Origin of the sequence: Clostridium sp. Marseille-P2415 (assembly GCF_900155545.1) — a bacterium.
Classification (GTDB): Bacteria; Bacillota; Clostridia; order Lachnospirales; family Lachnospiraceae; genus Lacrimispora.
Genome location: NZ_LT732526.1, coordinates 2,701,994 through 2,719,431 on the forward strand (window position 1 = coordinate 2,701,994; position 17,438 = coordinate 2,719,431).

General features: G+C 46.2%; 16 protein-coding genes. 5 read left to right on the forward strand and 11 right to left on the reverse strand.

From position 1 onward, the window contains the following. Nucleotides 1–20 precede the first annotated feature (20 nt). The 7 genes from add to BQ9856_RS17290 form a co-directional block, all read right to left on the reverse strand. Entirely contained in the window at nucleotides 21–1,013 is a 993-nt protein-coding gene (add, locus tag BQ9856_RS17255; protein ID WP_077612139.1) for an adenosine deaminase, read from the reverse strand. Between the two features lie 645 nt (nucleotides 1,014–1,658). After that, entirely contained in the window at nucleotides 1,659–2,498 is an 840-nt protein-coding gene (locus BQ9856_RS17265) for a hypothetical protein (RefSeq protein WP_077612141.1), read from the reverse strand. Between the two features lie 510 nt (nucleotides 2,499–3,008). Beyond that, nucleotides 3,009–3,890, reverse strand: coding sequence for a 3-hydroxy-5-phosphonooxypentane-2,4-dione thiolase (lsrF, locus tag BQ9856_RS17270; protein ID WP_077612142.1), 882 nt, complete (start codon nucleotides 3,888–3,890; stop codon nucleotides 3,009–3,011). A 46-nt stretch (nucleotides 3,891–3,936) separates the two neighbouring features. Beyond that, complete coding sequence (locus tag BQ9856_RS17275; protein ID WP_077612143.1) at nucleotides 3,937–5,106, reverse strand: substrate-binding domain-containing protein; 1,170 nt, start codon at nucleotides 5,104–5,106, stop codon at nucleotides 3,937–3,939. Nucleotides 5,107–5,167: 61 nt separating this feature from the next. Next, nucleotides 5,168–6,184, reverse strand: a complete 1,017-nt coding sequence (locus BQ9856_RS17280; RefSeq protein WP_077612144.1) for an ABC transporter permease — start codon at nucleotides 6,182–6,184, stop codon at nucleotides 5,168–5,170. Continuing rightward, nucleotides 6,181–7,179 carry an ABC transporter permease gene (locus BQ9856_RS17285; RefSeq protein WP_077612145.1) on the reverse strand — a complete coding sequence of 333 codons (999 nt, stop codon included), beginning with the start codon at nucleotides 7,177–7,179 and terminating at the stop codon, nucleotides 6,181–6,183. Before BQ9856_RS17285 ends, BQ9856_RS17280 begins: the two co-directional genes overlap by 4 nt. After that, the gene (locus BQ9856_RS17290; RefSeq protein ID WP_077612146.1) at nucleotides 7,176–8,711 is read right to left on the reverse strand and encodes a sugar ABC transporter ATP-binding protein; all 1,536 of its coding nucleotides are present in this window, start codon (nucleotides 8,709–8,711) and stop codon (nucleotides 7,176–7,178) included. The genes BQ9856_RS17285 and BQ9856_RS17290 overlap by 4 nt, the downstream gene beginning before the upstream one ends. Before the next feature lie 314 nt (nucleotides 8,712–9,025). Between BQ9856_RS17290 and BQ9856_RS17295 the strand changes: the two genes are divergently transcribed. The 3 genes from BQ9856_RS17295 to BQ9856_RS17305 are packed head-to-tail and all read left to right on the forward strand — an operon-like array spanning nucleotide 9,026 to nucleotide 11,925. Continuing rightward, nucleotides 9,026–9,955 (forward strand): sugar-binding transcriptional regulator, encoded by a 930-nt coding sequence (locus BQ9856_RS17295; protein ID WP_077612147.1) that lies wholly within the window; start codon nucleotides 9,026–9,028, stop codon nucleotides 9,953–9,955. A gap of 20 nt (nucleotides 9,956–9,975) precedes the next feature. After that, nucleotides 9,976–11,541 carry an autoinducer-2 kinase gene (gene lsrK, locus BQ9856_RS17300; protein WP_077612148.1) on the forward strand — a complete coding sequence of 522 codons (1,566 nt, stop codon included), beginning with the start codon at nucleotides 9,976–9,978 and terminating at the stop codon, nucleotides 11,539–11,541. 33 nt (nucleotides 11,542–11,574) lie between these two features. Then, nucleotides 11,575–11,925 (forward strand): cupin domain-containing protein, encoded by a 351-nt coding sequence (locus tag BQ9856_RS17305; protein WP_077612149.1) that lies wholly within the window; start codon nucleotides 11,575–11,577, stop codon nucleotides 11,923–11,925. A 112-nt stretch (nucleotides 11,926–12,037) separates the two neighbouring features. On the opposite strand, the gene BQ9856_RS17310 is transcribed toward BQ9856_RS17305, so the two are convergent. After that, a complete protein-coding gene (locus BQ9856_RS17310) occupies nucleotides 12,038–13,264 on the reverse strand; it encodes an NAD(P)-dependent oxidoreductase (RefSeq protein ID WP_077612150.1) in 1,227 nt (408 codons plus the stop codon). A 233-nt stretch (nucleotides 13,265–13,497) separates the two neighbouring features. Next, nucleotides 13,498–14,022, reverse strand: a complete 525-nt coding sequence (locus BQ9856_RS17315) for an adenine phosphoribosyltransferase (protein WP_077612151.1) — start codon at nucleotides 14,020–14,022, stop codon at nucleotides 13,498–13,500. Between the two features lie 169 nt (nucleotides 14,023–14,191). Between BQ9856_RS17315 and BQ9856_RS17320 the strand changes: the two genes are divergently transcribed. Next, nucleotides 14,192–15,112, forward strand: coding sequence for an AraC family transcriptional regulator (locus BQ9856_RS17320; protein ID WP_077612152.1), 921 nt, complete (start codon nucleotides 14,192–14,194; stop codon nucleotides 15,110–15,112). 79 nt (nucleotides 15,113–15,191) lie between these two features. Next, the gene (locus BQ9856_RS17325; RefSeq protein ID WP_077612153.1) at nucleotides 15,192–15,431 is read left to right on the forward strand and encodes a hypothetical protein; all 240 of its coding nucleotides are present in this window, start codon (nucleotides 15,192–15,194) and stop codon (nucleotides 15,429–15,431) included. A 75-nt stretch (nucleotides 15,432–15,506) separates the two neighbouring features. Here the strand turns inward: BQ9856_RS17325 and BQ9856_RS17330 are convergent, their stop codons facing one another. Together BQ9856_RS17330 and BQ9856_RS17335 are read right to left on the reverse strand one after the other, a co-directional pair. After that, nucleotides 15,507–16,394 carry a site-specific tyrosine recombinase gene (locus tag BQ9856_RS17330; protein ID WP_077612154.1) on the reverse strand — a complete coding sequence of 296 codons (888 nt, stop codon included), beginning with the start codon at nucleotides 16,392–16,394 and terminating at the stop codon, nucleotides 15,507–15,509. A 277-nt stretch (nucleotides 16,395–16,671) separates the two neighbouring features. Further along, the gene (locus BQ9856_RS17335) at nucleotides 16,672–17,421 is read right to left on the reverse strand and encodes an SIMPL domain-containing protein (protein WP_077613424.1); all 750 of its coding nucleotides are present in this window, start codon (nucleotides 17,419–17,421) and stop codon (nucleotides 16,672–16,674) included. Nucleotides 17,422–17,438 lie beyond the last annotated feature (17 nt).

Consider the following 17,438-nt stretch of genomic DNA (forward strand, 5'->3'; position numbering starts at 1 on the left):
CCAATTTTTAAACGTAGTTATCATACATTATAATTATTTTTGTCGAAAAATGCAATTATTTTTTCTTTCTCTGCGTCTTCAAGAAAGGCCGCCTCCAAAGCATACCGGTTCATCTGCGCTAAATCTGCTTCCGTAAAGCCCATGTATTTTTTGATCAGTTCTGCTTCCTTTTCCAGAGTGGTGTCTGAAACAGTCATGTTATCCGTGTTATAGGTAACCCGGATTCCCCTGTCATAAAAAGCCTTTAAAGGGTGCGCTTCTATGGAGGGGACCGCTTTTGTCTGGAGGTTGCTGATCACGCACATCTCTAATGTAATCTTTTCCCTTTTTAAAAGGTCCATACACGCCTCTGACCGGATTGCCGCACAGCCATGCCCGATCCTTTTTGCTCCATAAGAAACCGCTTTTCCGATATTTTCATAATCTCCGCACTCTCCTGCATGTACGGTAAAGGGAATATCCCTTCGATAGGCTTCTTTAAAAAGAGGTTCGAAATGTGCCATGGGAACCAGTCCTTCCGGCCCTGCAATGTCCGCCCCCACTACCCCTTTCCCCAGGTAAGAGCCGGCTAATTCAAAGGTCTCTTCATTTTCACGGTCCGATCCATTGACCATGGCACAGAGCAGGATTCCCGCTTTCATACGGGACTGTCCGAGTCCCTTCTTCATTCCCCTTATTACCGCTTCCACCGCCTTTTCCCCTGTCAGGCCTTTTCTTATATGGAGCTGGGGAGCAAAGCGGATCTCACTATAGATAAGTCCCTGTAAAGCCAGCCGTTCCGTTAAATCCATGGCAGCCAGTTCCAGGGCTTCTTCTGTCTGGAGCAGCTGTCCCGGCAGCTCAAAACACTTTAAGTAATCCGCCAGGCTTTCACAATTCTCCCCTGCGGAGACACTTTCCTTTTCATCCTGCCCTTTAAAATCATATCCGATCTGCTCTGCAAGCAGCTTTACCACATCCATGGATAAGGAGCCGTCCAAATGCAGATGGAGGTCTGTTTCCGGTCGTTTCATAATGATTCCTCCTCCTTTCAATGGAAACATTCTATCATATTATAGGAGAAGCAACAATTATTTCTTTATGCTTTGATATTCTTTTCTTTCCGATAGAATAAAGTAGGGCAGCCAGTTTCCAGGTTGCCCCCTTATCAAACTGCACGTGCCCTATTAAGGCATACGGATTGATTCTTTAGCAATTCAAAGGCTTTTTCCTAATCTGTCTCAACATTTAACTGTTCTTGCATTTTGTACACATGAACTCGCTGACAGCCTTATGGAAGTTGTCCTTTCAGATAGATTCTTTTTTATTTTGGTCTTACAGTTATCTTCTCCATAATTTCACCCACGAAAAATGCGCCCAGCCGAAGCTAAGCGCATGTTGATATACTTTTCACTGATACCATATTATCATATTATGAGTGGGAATTATGGGAATGTTTAAAAATAAGGTAATACATTTTTTCACTTATACTTTTTATAATTTTTTATTATGATTTCTACAATAATACCTACAATCAGAATAAAAATTATTCTCCAAAACTCTGATTTAATTACATTTCCCCATGTAGCATTAGTTGAAAATTTTTCTCCGAGTATCATCCCCCCTATAATAAAAATATAACCCAAAATACTAATTATTTTATCTATTATTGTTCTCACCTAACCCTTATAATATTTTGAGTACACATATGTCGTTGCAGACCCCATAGATGTCGCATAATTACTATCCGTGTAGAAAGTACGACGAGTGCGCTCTACTGCCTTTTGTTGCACATATGCATTTGGAATTTGTGTATAGCGGTAGGCAATTTCCTCTTTATAATACGCTCGTTTAACGTTTTTTTGTACTATATAATTTACAATTCCCGATATAGATGTTACAGCTATACTAGCATAAGGATTTATGTTTGCATATTTAACAATTGCATTAATTATAATAGTTACTGATGCTACAGTTGTCCCTGTAATACTTTTGGAATAATTAAAAGTTCCCCATTCCTCATATGTGTTACTTACCGGATATCCATCCCAAGTTCCATTTACTCTAATTAACTGCTCTGAAGAATTTGCATCAATATCCTTATCTTCATTTAAATCAAGAACATCAACTGTTTTATTCCCATTTTGGTTTATTGTAGTTGTAACAATATTATCCTTTACATTTACTGTTTCTGTACGAACCGGGATTTCTTTTCCATTCGCATCTAATCTGAAGATAGCGGAATTTGAATACGTCAGATTATTGTTAACCTCATCATATACTCTGTACATTTCTCCATCTTCCATATAAGTATATACTAATTTCTTCGAACTTTCTATTGCATTAATTCTTGCAGTATCATTTGTTTCAAACAATTCCTCAATGCTACCTTTTTCAAATTTTATATTTGTTCTTACATTGCCATTTGAATTCGTTTGTGCAAAAACATTTACCACAGAAGTAGAGACAATTAATAATGTTAACAAAACTGATGCTAATTTTTTTATTATGTATCTCATAATAGTACCCTCCTTTTTTTGCTACAACGTATATTTTAGTTTCTAAAGCTATTGTAAGATAATTAAATGTAATTATTCAAGAGAATCACCTCTTTCTTTTGTTTCATGTATGACTGACTTGTATTAGCTTTTATGTAACATAAACTTACACTAAATTCAACCCAAGTGCCAAAATTATACACGTTAAGTGCCAAAATTTACTCACCTTACTAAATGTTTATAATAATACCTAGAAAATCTAATTCTTATTTTTTATATTTCAATTCCTAAATATAAAAATCCATAAATTTATCAATCTTCTTTTTAATAGTCGACTTCTCGATTTGCACCAGTACTCACGAGTGGGGACTTTCACTCCAGAGAAATATTGCTTTCAAAACTCCCAGTTCATTTTTGTAACGCATCGTGGCCGCTGTTCCCAATTCACATAATAATCCTGATACAAGACAGGACTGGTGCGACTGCCTGTCGCATAAAAGGCTGCCCGGGAAATTCCAGGCAGCCCTGTTTTTATATATGAATCAGATCCTGATAGAACTCATAAGCCTCCTCACCGGAAAAGCCTTCGTGTACGATCTTTCGGACAGCCGCGCTCATCTCCACAGGATTTTCACTCTGGAAGATATTTCTTCCCATGTCAACACCTCTCGCCCCCCGGCTGATGGACTGATACGCAAGCTCTAAGGCTTCCTTTTCAGGAAGTTTCTTTCCGCCTGCTACCACAATGGGAACCGGACAGGCGGATACCACTTCTTCGAAGTTTTCACAATAGTAGGTTTTTATGATATTGGCACCTAACTCCGCCACAATGCGGGTAGCCAGTTTAAAGAACCTGTCGGTGCGTTCCATCTGCTTTCCGACTGCCACAACTCCCATGGTGGGTATGCTGTAGCGGGTCCCTAAGTTCACCGCTTTTGAAAGATTGTCAAGGCTTGAGAGCTGTCCCTCTGCTCCGATAAAGGTCTGGACCGCCATACAATCCGCATTCATACGGATCACATCCTCAATGTCAACGGCAAGGACTTCATGGGACAAGTCCTCATCAAGCATGGAAGAACCGGAAGTGGCGCGCAGCGCAATGCCTTTCCTTCCTGCTGCCGGCACACAGCTTCGGATAGCTCCTCTCGTTCCCATTAAAACATCGATGTTGGGAAGAAGCCTGGGCACCACTAAATCCAGGCGCTCTAAGCCGGCCGCAGAGCCCATGAAATATCCGTGGTCAAATGCAAACATGACCGTATTTCCGCTGGTTTCATCAAAGATATTCGATAAATGCTTTTTCATTCCCCAATCCAGATTGTTGGCCCCTTTCACATAAAAAGGCTTATTGTTAGCAAAGGGTACATCCGTATAATAATCATGTGCTACCTTTGTTCCTTCAAGATCTGCCATATTCCTTCTCTCCTATCCTATCACTGCATCTGTCCGTTCAACCGGATCAGAAATCATAGTTATTCATATTGTCCTTGTTGAATACCGTACGTTCCGGAAGAAGAACGACTCCATTGTTGACCTCACCGGTAGGGGCTCCTTCAACCAGGCAGTCATTGGGCATCACTTCCACGGTGCCGATTTCCGGAATGTCGATCTTGTCACCCACCTTTACCTGATTCCCCGCGGACAGATAGGCGGCAAGATAACAGCCGATGGCGCCCTGGACCTGGCAGTCCCAAAGGCCCCACTGTTCGATCACGCCTGCATCGCAGTAATCCTTAATGGACATGGGGGAGGCAAAACCGGTAATGGTCACATCTTCCTTTGTAAGCCCTTTGTTCTGGGCTGCCTTGCACTGACCCGGAAGGGCCGTAGAGTCATTGCAGATGATTAAATCAATATCCGAGTGGGCTTCCAGGATGGAGACGCCGATGGTAACTGCTTTTTCCGCATCCTGCTCGGAATAGTAATTATCCGGAGCTGCATTCACCCAATTGGGGAAGTTCTCCTTAATATAAGCTTCTCCTGCGACCTGCCAGGAGTTCTGATCCGCTACGGTCGCCTGGGAGTAATGCCAGCAGTATTTGATTGCATCTGCTTTTGTATCCTTTCCCCGCTTTGTTAAGGAATCAGCACCCATGTCTACCAGCATCTTGCCTAATATCTCAGGAGTCCCCTGGGAAACCATGAGCGTACGCGCGGTATCCGAAACATCGGAATCCCATGTAACCACCGTTACACCTGCATCAGCCGCCTCTTTTAACGCTGAGTCCAGCCCTGTTGCATCTACGGAAGAAACGCAGAGAGCCTCCACGCCGCTTGCCACCGCATTGTTGATGACCTGAACCTGATCCGCCACCGCTGCGTTGGGACTTCCCTGATAATCCACGGTGATTCCCCAGGACTTGCCATATTTCTGTGCTCCTGCGTTCGCGGATTCGAAAAATGCATTGCCTGTCAGCTTGGGGATAAATGCCACCGTTTTCCCGCTGATATCGGAAGTCTTTGGTTCCGTCTTACTCTCTTCTGCTTTTGTGTCCCCTGCTTTCGACTCCGCTTTCGTCTCTGCCGCAGTTGTTGCGGCTGCCTCAGTCGCTCCGGCAGAACCGCCGCAGCCGGACAGTGAAGCTGCTGCCATCATTCCCGCCAATACAAGTGCCATTGCCTTTCTCATAAAAAATCCTCCTTTTCATAAATAAGTTCTATATCATGAGGCTTTCACCCCGTTTTACCGATCAATCCCGTTCTTTTTTCGGCAGGCGGGCTTTTATTCCCGGATTTTTTAATAAGGCGCGCCCGGTCACTACAACCAGCAGGAGAAGCCCTGCCGGAATGTCCAGATACTGCTGGCTCACCTTAAAACACAGCGGAAGACCAAATCTTAAAGTACCGATGGCTACCGCAGCCAGCGCAGTCCCGGGTACGCTTCCTTTTCCTCCCGTACTTAAGGTACCGCCAAGTACCACCGCAGTGATGATGGGAAGCGTCAGCGTTGACCCGATATCGCTTTTTGCCGTACCAAGGTACGAGGTCAGGATAATTCCGGCCACCGACGCGCTGATTCCGGAAAGAATATAGGTGCTCATGATAATGAGCCTTGCATGAATGCCCGAATATTCCGCCGCATTCCGGTTCACCCCGACCAGAAATACCTGCCTGCCATATCTGGTCTTATGTAAGAGAAAATAAGCAGATACCGCCAGGATGAGAAAGATGATGACCTGGCTCGGAATGACTCCGAACAGCTTTAATTTGGAAAGCTTCAAGAAACCATCCGGAAAACCGCTGATCCCTTTGTAGCTCTCCGTTGCAGACAGATTCGACACCAGCAGCGCGATCCCGGTATACAGAAAGCTTCCGCCCAGCGTAACCACCATAGGCTGCACGCCGCAGTATGCGATAAAAAAGCCGGAAAGGGCCCCGCACAGTCCGGCAGCGGTCATGGCAAGCAGGGAGGCCGCCCAGATATTCACTCCCCCATCCTGCCAGGCAACTCCCAGTATGATGGAGGAAAGTCCCACAATGGAACCTGCCTGGATATCGATCCCTCCCGTGATCATGACGAACGTGACGAACAGCGAAATGATACAAATGGAGATGATGTCATTCATACTGCCAAACAGCACTCTTGGCAGAAGGAACTTGCTGTTTTTTGATGCAAATACAACAACTTCCAGGATAATAATTAAAAAGAGAACAAATTCCCATTTTTTCCAAATCTTTGCAAGCCTTGCCCGAAAGGAAGCCTTCATCTCTTCTCTCCTCCTTTTTCCGCGGTTCTGGCGGACAGGATCTGATGGCGGTTCTTCGCGGCCGCCCGGTTCTGTGCCACCGTATTGATTACCACAATGGTCAGCAGCATGACACCTGTGATGGTATTGTCATAATCGGAAGAGAAACCCAGAAATACTAGGATTCTGCTGATGGAAGACATGATAACCGCGCCGATGGAAGCGCCGGCCAGGCTTCCGATCCCGCCGTTTAAGCTTAAGCCTCCCAGAACGCACGCCGCAATTGCTTTCATCTCATACCCGTTTCCTGCCGTAGGCGTGATAAAACCAATGCGGGACGCATAGATCATGCCTGCGGCGGAAGCAAACACCCCGCACAGAACATACGCCATGATCTTCGTCTTATCCGCCGGAATGCCGACCAGCGTGGCACCCGCCGCATTATCCCCGACCGCAATAAAATATTTTCCCTTTTTGGTCCGCGTCAGAATGAGGTGCCCGAGGATAACCACAATAACCGCCAATGCATAAAAAACAGTCAGATTTCCGGCCAGAGTGCGGTTGGACATCCTGGTAAAACCGGCCGGGAGATTCTCGACCCAGGCTCCCTTTGTGTATACATAGATCATGCCCCGTACAACGCCATTGACGCCCAGCGTGAAGATCAGGGAAGGAATGTTGAATAAAGCCACACCGATTCCATTGACCAGGCCGGTCAGTATGCCGATCGCAATGGCCGCGAGAAAGGCCGTCACAACACCATGACCATCCCTTAAAAGAGCGGCTCCCACGGCTGCTGATAAACCGAGCACCGCGCCAATGGAAACATCAATTTCTCCGGTAAGGATAACAAATGCGATCCCCGCTGCCAGAAGGGTAAATACGACGCTGTCATTAAAACAGTTCAGTATGGCTGCCGGCTGCCAGAAGCTCCGGTTCACAAGGCCCACCATAAAAATCAGTCCGGCCAGGAACAGAAAACTGCTGAACTCACGGGCTTTCCAAATCTTCTTCATGCTTTCACCTGCTTTCCTTCCGTCACGCCAAAGGATGCTGCCATAAGGCTTGCCTGGCTGATCTCCTCCTTGCCAAGCTCTCCTTTTAGCCGCCCCTGAAAGACGATGACCGCCCTGTCTGAAAGCTCCACGATCTCTTCCATATCAGAAGAAATCAGCATGACCGCTACTCCCTGTTTTTTCAGCTCATGGATAATTGCATATACATCGCCGCGGGCCGCTGCATCGATGCCGCGTGTCGGCTCGTCCAGAATGACCAGCCTGGGATTCGTAGCCAGGGACCGCCCGATTACGATTTTCTGCTGATTTCCTCCGGAAAGGCTTCCTGCCATCTGGTCCTGTCCCGTGATCTTAATGCGGAAATCATCCACATATTTCCGGGTGATCTCCCACTCCGTCCTCCTGTTTAAGAACACCCGCCCAAGGGATTTTCCGGGAATTAAGGCGGAAGTGATATTTGCCGCCACATCGCTGATCCCGAACATGCCATTCACGCGGCGGTCCTCGGGTACATAATTGATGCCCGCCTTTAAAACCTCTCTGGTAGAAAGCCCGGTTACATCTCTTCCATCTAAGAAAGCCTTTCCCCCAAGGACCTTATCTTTTCCGAAAACAGTCACTGCCAGTTCGGTACGTCCGGCTCCCACAACGCCGGCCACCCCCAGGATCTCTCCCGGATAAATCTTAAGATTGATATCCTTAAATCCGTAACCGGAGTAGCCTTTTAATTCAAATACCGGCTCCAATCCGGTATAATCCAGATCAGAAGAATCCTTCTTTCCCGCTTCCTCCAGCTCATCCATATTGGGAGGCAGCAGCCCCTTAACCAGCATCTCCCGGGTAAATTCCGAAACCCTTCCCTCGAGCGTGATCACGCCGTCTCTCATAATGGCCACCTGCGTGGCGATCTGGAATACCTCGGCCAGCCGGTGGGTTATGTAGATGATCCCGATCCCTTTTCTCTTTAAGTCCTCCACGATTTTAAAAAGGCTTTCGACTTCATCAAAGGTCAGGGCACTGGTCGGTTCGTCTAAAATCAGAATCCTTGCCTGCCTTAACAATCCCCTGAGAATCTCTACCAGCTGCTGTTCTGCTATGGAGAGGCTCATGGCCTTCCGGCCAGGGTCCAGATGCCAGCCGATCTCATCCATGGTCTGCAGCAGCCGTTTTCGGAGAACTCCGGTATTTTCACGAAAACCAATCAGGATATTCTCCTCAACGGTCATGTTCGGAAACAGCATAGGTTCCTGGGGAACCATATAAATCCCTTTTGCAAGGGAAACGGATGGTTTAAAGACCGAAAGCTTTTCCCCGGCAACCGCCACGCTTCCATCATCCGGCTGGTATATCCCCATAATGATCTTCATCAAGGTGCTTTTTCCTGCTCCGTTTCCGCCGATCAGCGCAAGCACTTCTCCCTCTCCCAAGCTTAAATCAATTCCTTTTAAAACAGCGTTCGGGCCAAACGATTTGAAAATACCGCTGACAGAAAACAGTGCTTTACCGGAACGGGCTGCTTCTGGCTGTTTCATATTTCTCCCCACCCATCATTTTGATATATTTGTTCGGTGTCTTTACTTTTGTTTCTGCCATCATGATACATGATTCCATACATGTTGTCAATAGTTTTGTTTGAAATATATGGTAATTTTATACGAATGCTCATAACTCTATTTCAATTATTTCGGTAATTTATTTTCATTTTTTCCTGATTTTTCCATTTTTTGTTTTTTCTATCGGTACTATTGACATATTGATTGCAGCTTGTTATACTAAAGTCGAATTTAAACATTTTATTATACTATTAACATTTGTTAAACCAAACTAGAAACAGGAGACTAGAAAAATGAATTATGAAGATTCCCTTATTGTCAAAACAGCATGGTATTATTATATAGAAAATATGACCCAGCAAAAAATTTCCGAGAAACTGGGAATATCCCGCATGAAGGTAATCAAGCTCTTAGAAAAGGCCAGACAGAACGGCGTGATCCAGTTTCAGATTTCGCAGGAACGGAGCCATCACCTGAAGGTCGAACAGGAATTGATCCGCAGATGGAATTTAAAAGATGCATTTGTGGTCCCGACCGCTCCGACTGCATCCTGTACCAACGATACCGTTGCCAAGGCTGCCGCCATGTACATCAATGACCGGATCACGGAAAATACCTACATCAACATCGGATACGGAGATACCTTAAGCCGCGTCTTAAATCATCTGGCCACCGTGACGGAAGCCCCGCTTTCTGCCGTATCTTTAACGGGAGGAGTCAGTTATTATCTTCCGAATGCATTTTCCAGCATATTTAACGCAAAGCTGTTTCTGTATCCCGCACCGCTCATCGTTTCAACCAAAGAGCTCTGCGGTGCCATGCAGAATGAGCCTCCCATGCAGGAAATCTCCCGCATGGTAAACCTGGCTTCCATGACCGTCGTAAGCATAGGCGGGATCAATGAGGAGGCAACCATAATAAAGAACGGAATCTTCACCAAAAATGACTTTCTCTATCTGTCCATGCAGGGAGCCGTAGGCGATATCCTGAGCCATTTCATCGACAAGGATGGAAATCCCATTCATACGGATATCGAGGAACGGCTTTTAAGTACGCCCCTTTCGACCCTCCGCACCCTGCCCAATGTTATTGGAGTGGCCGCAGGAAACAGTAAATTAAAAGCCATACGCGCTTCTTTAAAGGGCGGCTATCTGAATGCACTGATCACAGATGAACAGACTGCATTAAATCTGATTGAAGAAGATCCCGGTTCATTAAAATGAAATAGAATGGAGGAATCTACATGTCATCAAATTATCTCTTAGCCATTGATGCGGGCACAGGCAGTATCCGTGCCGTACTGTTTGACCGGAAGGGCAATCAGATTTCCTGTATTCAGGAGGAATGGGAGCACAGGGAAGACCCCCGTTATCCGGGAAGCATGGATTTTGACTGGGTACATAACTGGGAGCTTGCCTCCTCCTGTATCCGGAGGGTCTTATGCACAGGCGCCGCCAGCCCTCATGAGATAGCCGCAATCTCCACCACCTGCATGAGGGAAGGGATCGTTCTTTACGACAGGGACGGAAAAGAAATCTGGGCCTGTGCCAATGTGGATGCCCGGAGCGATGACGAAGTAGAACAGCTGATCCGGAGAGATCCGGAGCTTGAACGCCTCCTCTATCAGGAATCGGGGCAGTCTTATGCCCTGGATGCGATTCCCAGGCTTCTCTGGGTAAAGAATAAAATACCGGATATTTATGAACGGATTGCATACATCGGGATGTTCAACGACTGGCTGTGTTATAAACTGACCGGCCTCCTGGCCTCAGAACCGAGCAACGGGTCTACGACAGGGTTATTCGGTTTAAGGACCCGCTGCTGGAATCCGGATATTGCCAAACGGTGCGGACTCAGAACGGATATCTTTCCGGTTGTAAAAGAATGCGGAACCATAATCGGAAAAACCATTTCAGGCTGTACGGATAAAACCGGTCTGCCGGGAGGAATTCCGGTTGTCATAGGCGGAGGGGATGCCCAGTTAGGCTGCATTGGCGTGGGCGTGGTCCGTGCAGGAGAAGCCGCCGTATTCGGAGGCAGCTTCTGGCAATACGAATATAATACAGACAAACCGGACACGGACCCAGGCTGCCGCGTCCGCGTAAACTGTCATGCCATCCCGGGCATCTGGCAGTATGAGGCCCTGGCCTTTCAGCCGGGTCTGGTAATGCGCTGGTACCGGGACAGCTTCTGCCAGGCAGAAAAAAAGCTGGCAAGTGAAGCAGGAAAAGGCGCCTATGATCTGATGAATGAGGAAGCAGAAAAAATACCGGCAGGCTGTTATGGTATGATGTGCGCCTTTTCCGATGTGATGAATTTCATAAACTGGAAGCATGCCGCACCGACCTTTTCTAACTTTGGCCTTGATCCTCAAAAGTACAACCATTATACCTTCTACCGGGCGATTTTAGAGAATACGGCACTGATCACAAAGGGACATCTGGAGCTGGTCCGGGAAGCCACCGGCCATCTTCCAAAAGAAATCACCTTTGCCGGCGGCGCCGCCAACAGCCCCCTCTGGGCTCAGATCCTGTCTGATGTCTTAGGGCTTCCTGTAAAAGTTCCGAAGGTGAAGGAAGCTACCGCACTGGGTGCCGCCATTCTTGCCGGGTATGGGATCGGCATATATCAGGATATAGCAGAGACTGCAAAAGAACTGGTCACCATAGAGCGGCAGTTTATGCCGAACATGGAAAATCACAGGACCTATCATGAGATCTACCGGAACTGGCGCGAATTCTACCGGGCCCAGCTGGTACTCTGTGACCGGAAAATCACAAGGAATATGTGGAGCGCCCCCGGCTTATAATCAGAAAAAGAATGGGGAAAAGGAGAAAAAATCATGTTTATAATCAATGAATCAGAAAAAGAATACCGTTTTGGAGACAGCGGCCCGAAATATTTAATGAAAGGCCCCCGCATGAATTTTGCTGTCGTACAGTTCCAGCCCGGTCAGGATTTCACCGCCCACTATCATAATGTAATGGAGGAAGATTTCTTCGTACTGGAGGGAGAGATCAATATCGTAGTAGAGGGAGTCGTACACCATTTAAAACAGGGGGATTTCATCCATATTGAACCTTCTGAGGTTCACTATTGCTTTAATCCCTATAAAACCAGGGTAAGGATGATATCCACGCTGGCACCGTTCCGGGAGGTGGATAAGGTAGAAATTGAGGACTATACGTTTTAATACTTGTCTGTCAGGAACCAAAAAGGGCAGGCGGAGCAAAAGATCCGCCTGCTTTTTTTGCAAGTCCATATCTCCGCTTTAAGAAGCAGAGAACTTCCTTAATAAGGTTAAATTATTGCTCTTCCTTTGATTTCATGTATTCGTCCATGGCCTCTGCCACTTTCTTTGAATATGCAACGGCTTCCACCACGGTTCTGGCACCCAGGACCACATCTCCGGAGGCGTAAATGCCCGGAATGGTAGTCTGTCCCTTTTCATCCGTCAGCAAAAGGCCGTTCTGGCTGGCCATTAATCCTTCGGTCGTATTCACCAGCTTGCTCTTTGGTCCCTGGCTGATGGATATGATGGTGGAATCAGCAAAAACCTGTTCCCGCTCCGTCTCTTCTCCAGCCGGATTCCCTTCTTCATCATAGCGGATATTCACAAACACAGGGCCGTCATCCGTAATTTCCACAATCTGTTTGCCGAACCGGAAGTCAGCGCCGTCAAATTTAGCATAGGCTGTTTCGTGGTCACTGGCATTGCTGGATAACCCTCTTGCATAAAGGGTCACTCTCCTGGCCCCGTGGCGGATGACCGTTCTGGCCACATCCATGGCGGAATTTCCCATGCCGATGACTGCGACCGTCTCTCCCAAATTATAAGCATCGGGATTTGCCAGGTAATCAATGGCATAATGGACATTGCCGAGGGATTCTCCTTTCACGCCCAGCGTTTTCGGCCTCCAGACACCGGTTCCTATGAATATGCTCTGATAACCGTCCCGAATCAGATCCTTGATCTCAAGGGCTGTCCCAATGGCTGTATTGGGGCGGATTTTCACCCCGATTTCCAGAAGCTTCTTTTTGTAACGTTCAAGTATGGTTTTGGGAAGGCGGAAATCCGGAATCCCGTACTGCAGAACGCCGCCTACCTTATCCCTGGCATCAAAAATCGTTACACCGTAGCCTTCCTTGGTCAGAAGAATGGCAATGGTAATGCCTGCAGGGCCTGCTCCGATCACCGCCACCTTATTCCCGTTTTTCGGCTTGCATTCTATTTTCATTTTATCAAAAATCGTATCCGAGATATAATTTTCAATGCTGCTGATATGGACAGGCTGTCCCTTTCTTCCCAGAATGCAATGGCCTTCGCACTGCTTTTCATGATTGCAGACCAGGGAACAGACCAGAGACATGGGATTGTTTTCAAATACCATTTCTCCTGCTTTGTTTAAGTTTCCTTCCTTAAAGGCCTCAATCATCTGGGGGATGGGAGTCCGGATCGGGCAGCCCTGCCTGCACATGGGCTTCTTGCAATTTAAGCATCTGTTTGCTTCGTCGATTACATGAACAGCCATAATTCATCTTCCTCTCTTTTTGTCTCTGATTGATCGGTAATGTTGCACATTGTATACAATAACTTTTGTGTTTTCCACATCATAACATATTCAAAACGGGAAAATCAATAGACAGGATAAATGTATGGAAAAAAATAAATTATGACAAAAATATATCGATTTCCGGCCCTTTATCCACATAAAAAAAGAGAACCTGACAAATACCGATATCAGATTCTCCGTTTCTATCCGTTTTAATTTCCCTCGTAGGTAATCATGGCTTCCACATCGTAACCGGCAAGCTTTTCCCTGCCTTTTAAGCCTGCCAGCTCCATGATAAAGCAGATCTTCACCACTTCACCGCCCAGCTCTTCGATCAGCTTAATGATCGCTTCTATGGTGCCGCCCGTAGCGATCAGATCATCTATGATAACAACCTTCTGGCCTGGTTTGATGGAATCCCTGTGTATTTCTACGGTGGCAGTGCCGTATTCCAATTCGTAATCCGCTGACAGGACTTCTCTCGGGAGCTTTCCTTTTTTCCGGACCGGAATAAAGCCCTTATGCTCTGCATAGGCCACCGGAACACCAAAGATGAAGCCTCTTGACTCCGGACCGACCACGGAATCATACTCCACATCCTTTAGCATCCGGCGTACGCCATCTACGGCCAGAGAAAGCCCATCCGGATCCTCCAGAATGGTAGTCACATCCCGGAAAATAATTCCCGCCTCCGGAAAATCCGGAATGCTTGTGACATAATCTTCTAATTTTTTCATCTTCCATACCTCGTAATTTTCATTTTATAACGCAGCCCCAAATTGCCGCCTCACCTATTATAACGCAAAGATTCCATGCAGGCAAATATTGTTTTTCCATACACGAAGCTTGTTAAGCGTTACGATCCGGACTATAATAGGATAAACCGGAGTTATAAGGAGGTGATCCATGAAAACCATCCACAGCGTAAATTATAAAAACGAAACCAGGGAAGAGCTGCTTCCTGGCTTTGACCCTGACTTTCCTTATATCGCATCCTATATAGAACTGGATAAATTCCCGGGACGAAGGGCACCGTGGCACTGGCATAAGGAAGTGGAGATTTTCTATATGGAAAAAGGGGATTTGGAATACCACACCCCGGGCGGAATAACGGTCTTTCCGGTGGGCTCCGGCGGATTCATCAACTCCAATGTCCTGCATATGACGAAACCGCTGGAAGGCATGAAAAACACCGTGCAGAAGCTCCATCTCTTTGCCCCCTCTTTCATCGGAGGCCTGCCCGGAAGCCTGCTGGAACAAAAGTATGTGGCTCCGCTCATCTCATCCCAGATCGAGATCGCGGGGCTGTATCCCCGGACTCCGGAGCAGGATTCGCTTTTAAGGCTTCTTAAAGATTCCTTCCTCCTTACCCCGGACTCGGAAGACTATGAAATAAAACTGCGCTCTCTCCTTTCCGACTTCTGGTGCGGACTTTTACACCTTACCAGTCCCCAATGGAGTGAGAAAAAAAACTCCATCCCATCCAACCATAAAATCAAGCTGATGATGGGCTATATCCAGGAGCATTATGATGAAAAGCTTACCATGGCCGAAATCGCTGCCGCCGCCTATATCAGTGAACGGGAATGTTTCCGTTCCTTCCGGCAAAAGCTTAATATGACTCCGGCGGAATACATAAAAAGCTGCCGCCTGCAGAAAGCCTGCGCCATGCTGACGGGCGGGGAGGAATCCCTGGCAGCCATAGGGCAGACCTGCGGCCTTGGAAGCAGCAGCTATTTCAGCAAGGTATTCCGTGAATCCATGGGGTGCACTCCCAGGGAGTATCGGCTAAAATGGCAGGATTTTGATAGAAATGGGCGCAAATAAGATATCTTTACATGCTTTCCTGCACTATAATTACCTTTGTAATCAAATGGAACTCACAAGGATTATAGGAGGCAGCTATATGATCATGCTAAATATCTTTAATATGAATGAATTTTTAAACGTGGTAAACCGCTGTACGGGCCCTGTCAATCTTCTTTCTCCGGATGGCACGGTCACCGATATCAGGCAGAACAGCACCGTCCAGGAAGACTTAATGCGGCTGCATCAGGCAGGCGGTAAAAGCAGCCGCATTCCGCTTGACATTCCTGAAAAAGCGGATTACATGAATATTGTATTCTTCACCATTGGAGACTGTTAATCAAAAATACCTTTTTTTATAACAAATGCCTTCCGGATATGGACCCGAAAGGCATTTTATGCTCGAATGGAACCGTCATCCTCTTGGATGAGCGCCCGTATAGGCACGGCGTACGGATTCCCCCTGGGTATAGTTCATGTACATCTGCGTCGTAGCCATATCGGAATGCCCCAGCATGGCTTGAACCGCATGGATGTCCGCGCCATTGCGGAGCAGATGTGCCGCAAAGGAATGACGCAGGGTATGGGGTGTGATATCCGCCTTGATTCCCGCTTTATCTCCATAAAACTTAATGATCTTCCAAAAGCCCTGGCGGCTCATGGGCTTTCCGTTGCAATTGGTAAAAAGCCATTCTGAATCCTGCTCCCGCAACAGGTATTCACGTCCCCGCTCCATATAAGACGAAAGTGCAAGCCTGGCCACTTTTCCAAACGGGATCATCCGTTCCTTGTGTTCATCGCGGCAGGTGATGTAGCCCACCGTCAAATTTGCATCGGCCTTTTTTAAATGAATGAGTTCCGACACCCGGATTCCTGTTGCATAAAGAAGCTCCAGCATGGCCCGGTCCCGAAGCTCCTTTGGAGTATCTCCGCCTGGCTGGCTTAACAGGCAGTTCACCTCATCCACAGTCAGGATCGTAGGCGCCTTTTTTTCCACCTTCGGTGCTTTTAACAGTTCTGACGGATCCTTCTGGATCCTGCCTTCTCCGCATTCATAATGAAAAAACGCCTTCATGGAGGCTAAAGTCCGTGAAATGGTAGTGGTAGCCCTGCCCTCTTTCTCCAAATGCAGGATATACGAATTAAGACTGGTCTTTGTCACCTTGTCCACTTCCCTGATCCCCTGCTGCCCTAAAAAGGAGGCCAGCTGCATCAAATCTCTCTGGTATGATACCTCCGTGTTCTTTGATGTTTTTTTAATCTCTCTCAAATAAATTATAAAATGATTAATCTCTGCTACCATTTCCATATCCCCTAACCTTCCGGTTTCAAAAAATGCCCTAAAATGAGGCTTCTTCCTACCATTATATAGACTTATTTCGATAAAATCAAACACATTTTTCCCACTTTTAAGGCATTTTAAGGCTACTTTACATAACATATACAAGATATTGGTAATACATATTTTTTTCTCGCAAGATATTGTTAAATTCAGAAAATTATTTATCAATTATTTTTTCGGTTCCAGGACAAAAAAAGTTGGGGAAGGCATATTACCTCCCCAATGAATCAATGTTAACTTACTTTTTAATTTCAAACTGGCAGTGAACAACAGCGGTGATCTCCTTTTCCAAAGAAGAAGTATCATTAATACCATAATCATCAATATCATTTGAATAAAGAGGTGTGATCTGCATAACACCCATGTCAGCATACTTTAAATCTCCAAGCTTATTACCGGCATTTTCTGCTATCATCTCCGCACGTTTTTTAGCATCTTTTGTTGCCTCAGCAAGCATGGTAACCTTCAAATCGGCTAGCTTGGTATAGAAGTATTGGGGGGAATCCGATTGAAATGCAACATCTTCGTTGAGTAATTCAGTAGCATTTCTGGAAATCTCTGTGATTTTTTCGATATCACCGGAACTAATGGTTACCGTCTGGCTTAAATCGTAATCATCCACTTCATTTGTATAATCACCATATTCATTCATAACATAATTGACCGTTGTATTAATAGAAGAAAATACAAAATCATCTGTTTCAATTCCCTGTTTTACAAGATAGTCTGAAACCTTATTCCTGCTGACTTCGAGTTTGGAGTATGCGGACTGTAAATCCGGAGACTGCGCATTGAAACTGCCGGACCAGACAATCAAATCGGAAGTGATCTGCTGTTTTGCAGATCCTGTTACAGTTATGTTCGTTGTGGTTGATTTGACTTTAACCACACCGTTTACTAAAATAACGGAAGATGTTATTACACCTATCACCAGGATAACAGCAACTATAATGTTGCTTAATGCTCTTTTGTCACTAAACTTATTCATAAATTTTCCTTTCATTT

What these genes read in the sequence shown, in the direction of transcription:
- add (WP_077612139.1), bottom strand. Translation starts at nt 1,013, where the DNA reads ATGAAACGACCGGAAACAGACCTCCATCTGCATTTGGACGGCTCCTTA.
- BQ9856_RS17265 (WP_077612141.1), bottom strand. Translation starts at nt 2,498, where the DNA reads ATGAGATACATAATAAAAAAATTAGCATCAGTTTTGTTAACATTATTA.
- lsrF (WP_077612142.1), bottom strand. Translation starts at nt 3,890, where the DNA reads ATGGCAGATCTTGAAGGAACAAAGGTAGCACATGATTATTATACGGAT.
- BQ9856_RS17275 (WP_077612143.1), bottom strand. Translation starts at nt 5,106, where the DNA reads ATGAGAAAGGCAATGGCACTTGTATTGGCGGGAATGATGGCAGCAGCT.
- BQ9856_RS17280 (WP_077612144.1), bottom strand. Translation starts at nt 6,184, where the DNA reads ATGAAGGCTTCCTTTCGGGCAAGGCTTGCAAAGATTTGGAAAAAATGG.
- BQ9856_RS17285 (WP_077612145.1), bottom strand. Translation starts at nt 7,179, where the DNA reads ATGAAGAAGATTTGGAAAGCCCGTGAGTTCAGCAGTTTTCTGTTCCTG.
- BQ9856_RS17290 (WP_077612146.1), bottom strand. Translation starts at nt 8,711, where the DNA reads ATGAAACAGCCAGAAGCAGCCCGTTCCGGTAAAGCACTGTTTTCTGTC.
- BQ9856_RS17295 (WP_077612147.1), top strand. Translation starts at nt 9,026, where the DNA reads ATGAATTATGAAGATTCCCTTATTGTCAAAACAGCATGGTATTATTAT.
- lsrK (WP_077612148.1), top strand. Translation starts at nt 9,976, where the DNA reads ATGTCATCAAATTATCTCTTAGCCATTGATGCGGGCACAGGCAGTATC.
- BQ9856_RS17305 (WP_077612149.1), top strand. Translation starts at nt 11,575, where the DNA reads ATGTTTATAATCAATGAATCAGAAAAAGAATACCGTTTTGGAGACAGC.
- BQ9856_RS17310 (WP_077612150.1), bottom strand. Translation starts at nt 13,264, where the DNA reads ATGGCTGTTCATGTAATCGACGAAGCAAACAGATGCTTAAATTGCAAG.
- BQ9856_RS17315 (WP_077612151.1), bottom strand. Translation starts at nt 14,022, where the DNA reads ATGAAAAAATTAGAAGATTATGTCACAAGCATTCCGGATTTTCCGGAG.
- BQ9856_RS17320 (WP_077612152.1), top strand. Translation starts at nt 14,192, where the DNA reads ATGAAAACCATCCACAGCGTAAATTATAAAAACGAAACCAGGGAAGAG.
- BQ9856_RS17325 (WP_077612153.1), top strand. Translation starts at nt 15,192, where the DNA reads ATGATCATGCTAAATATCTTTAATATGAATGAATTTTTAAACGTGGTA.
- BQ9856_RS17330 (WP_077612154.1), bottom strand. Translation starts at nt 16,394, where the DNA reads ATGGTAGCAGAGATTAATCATTTTATAATTTATTTGAGAGAGATTAAA.
- BQ9856_RS17335 (WP_077613424.1), bottom strand. Translation starts at nt 17,421, where the DNA reads ATGAATAAGTTTAGTGACAAAAGAGCATTAAGCAACATTATAGTTGCT.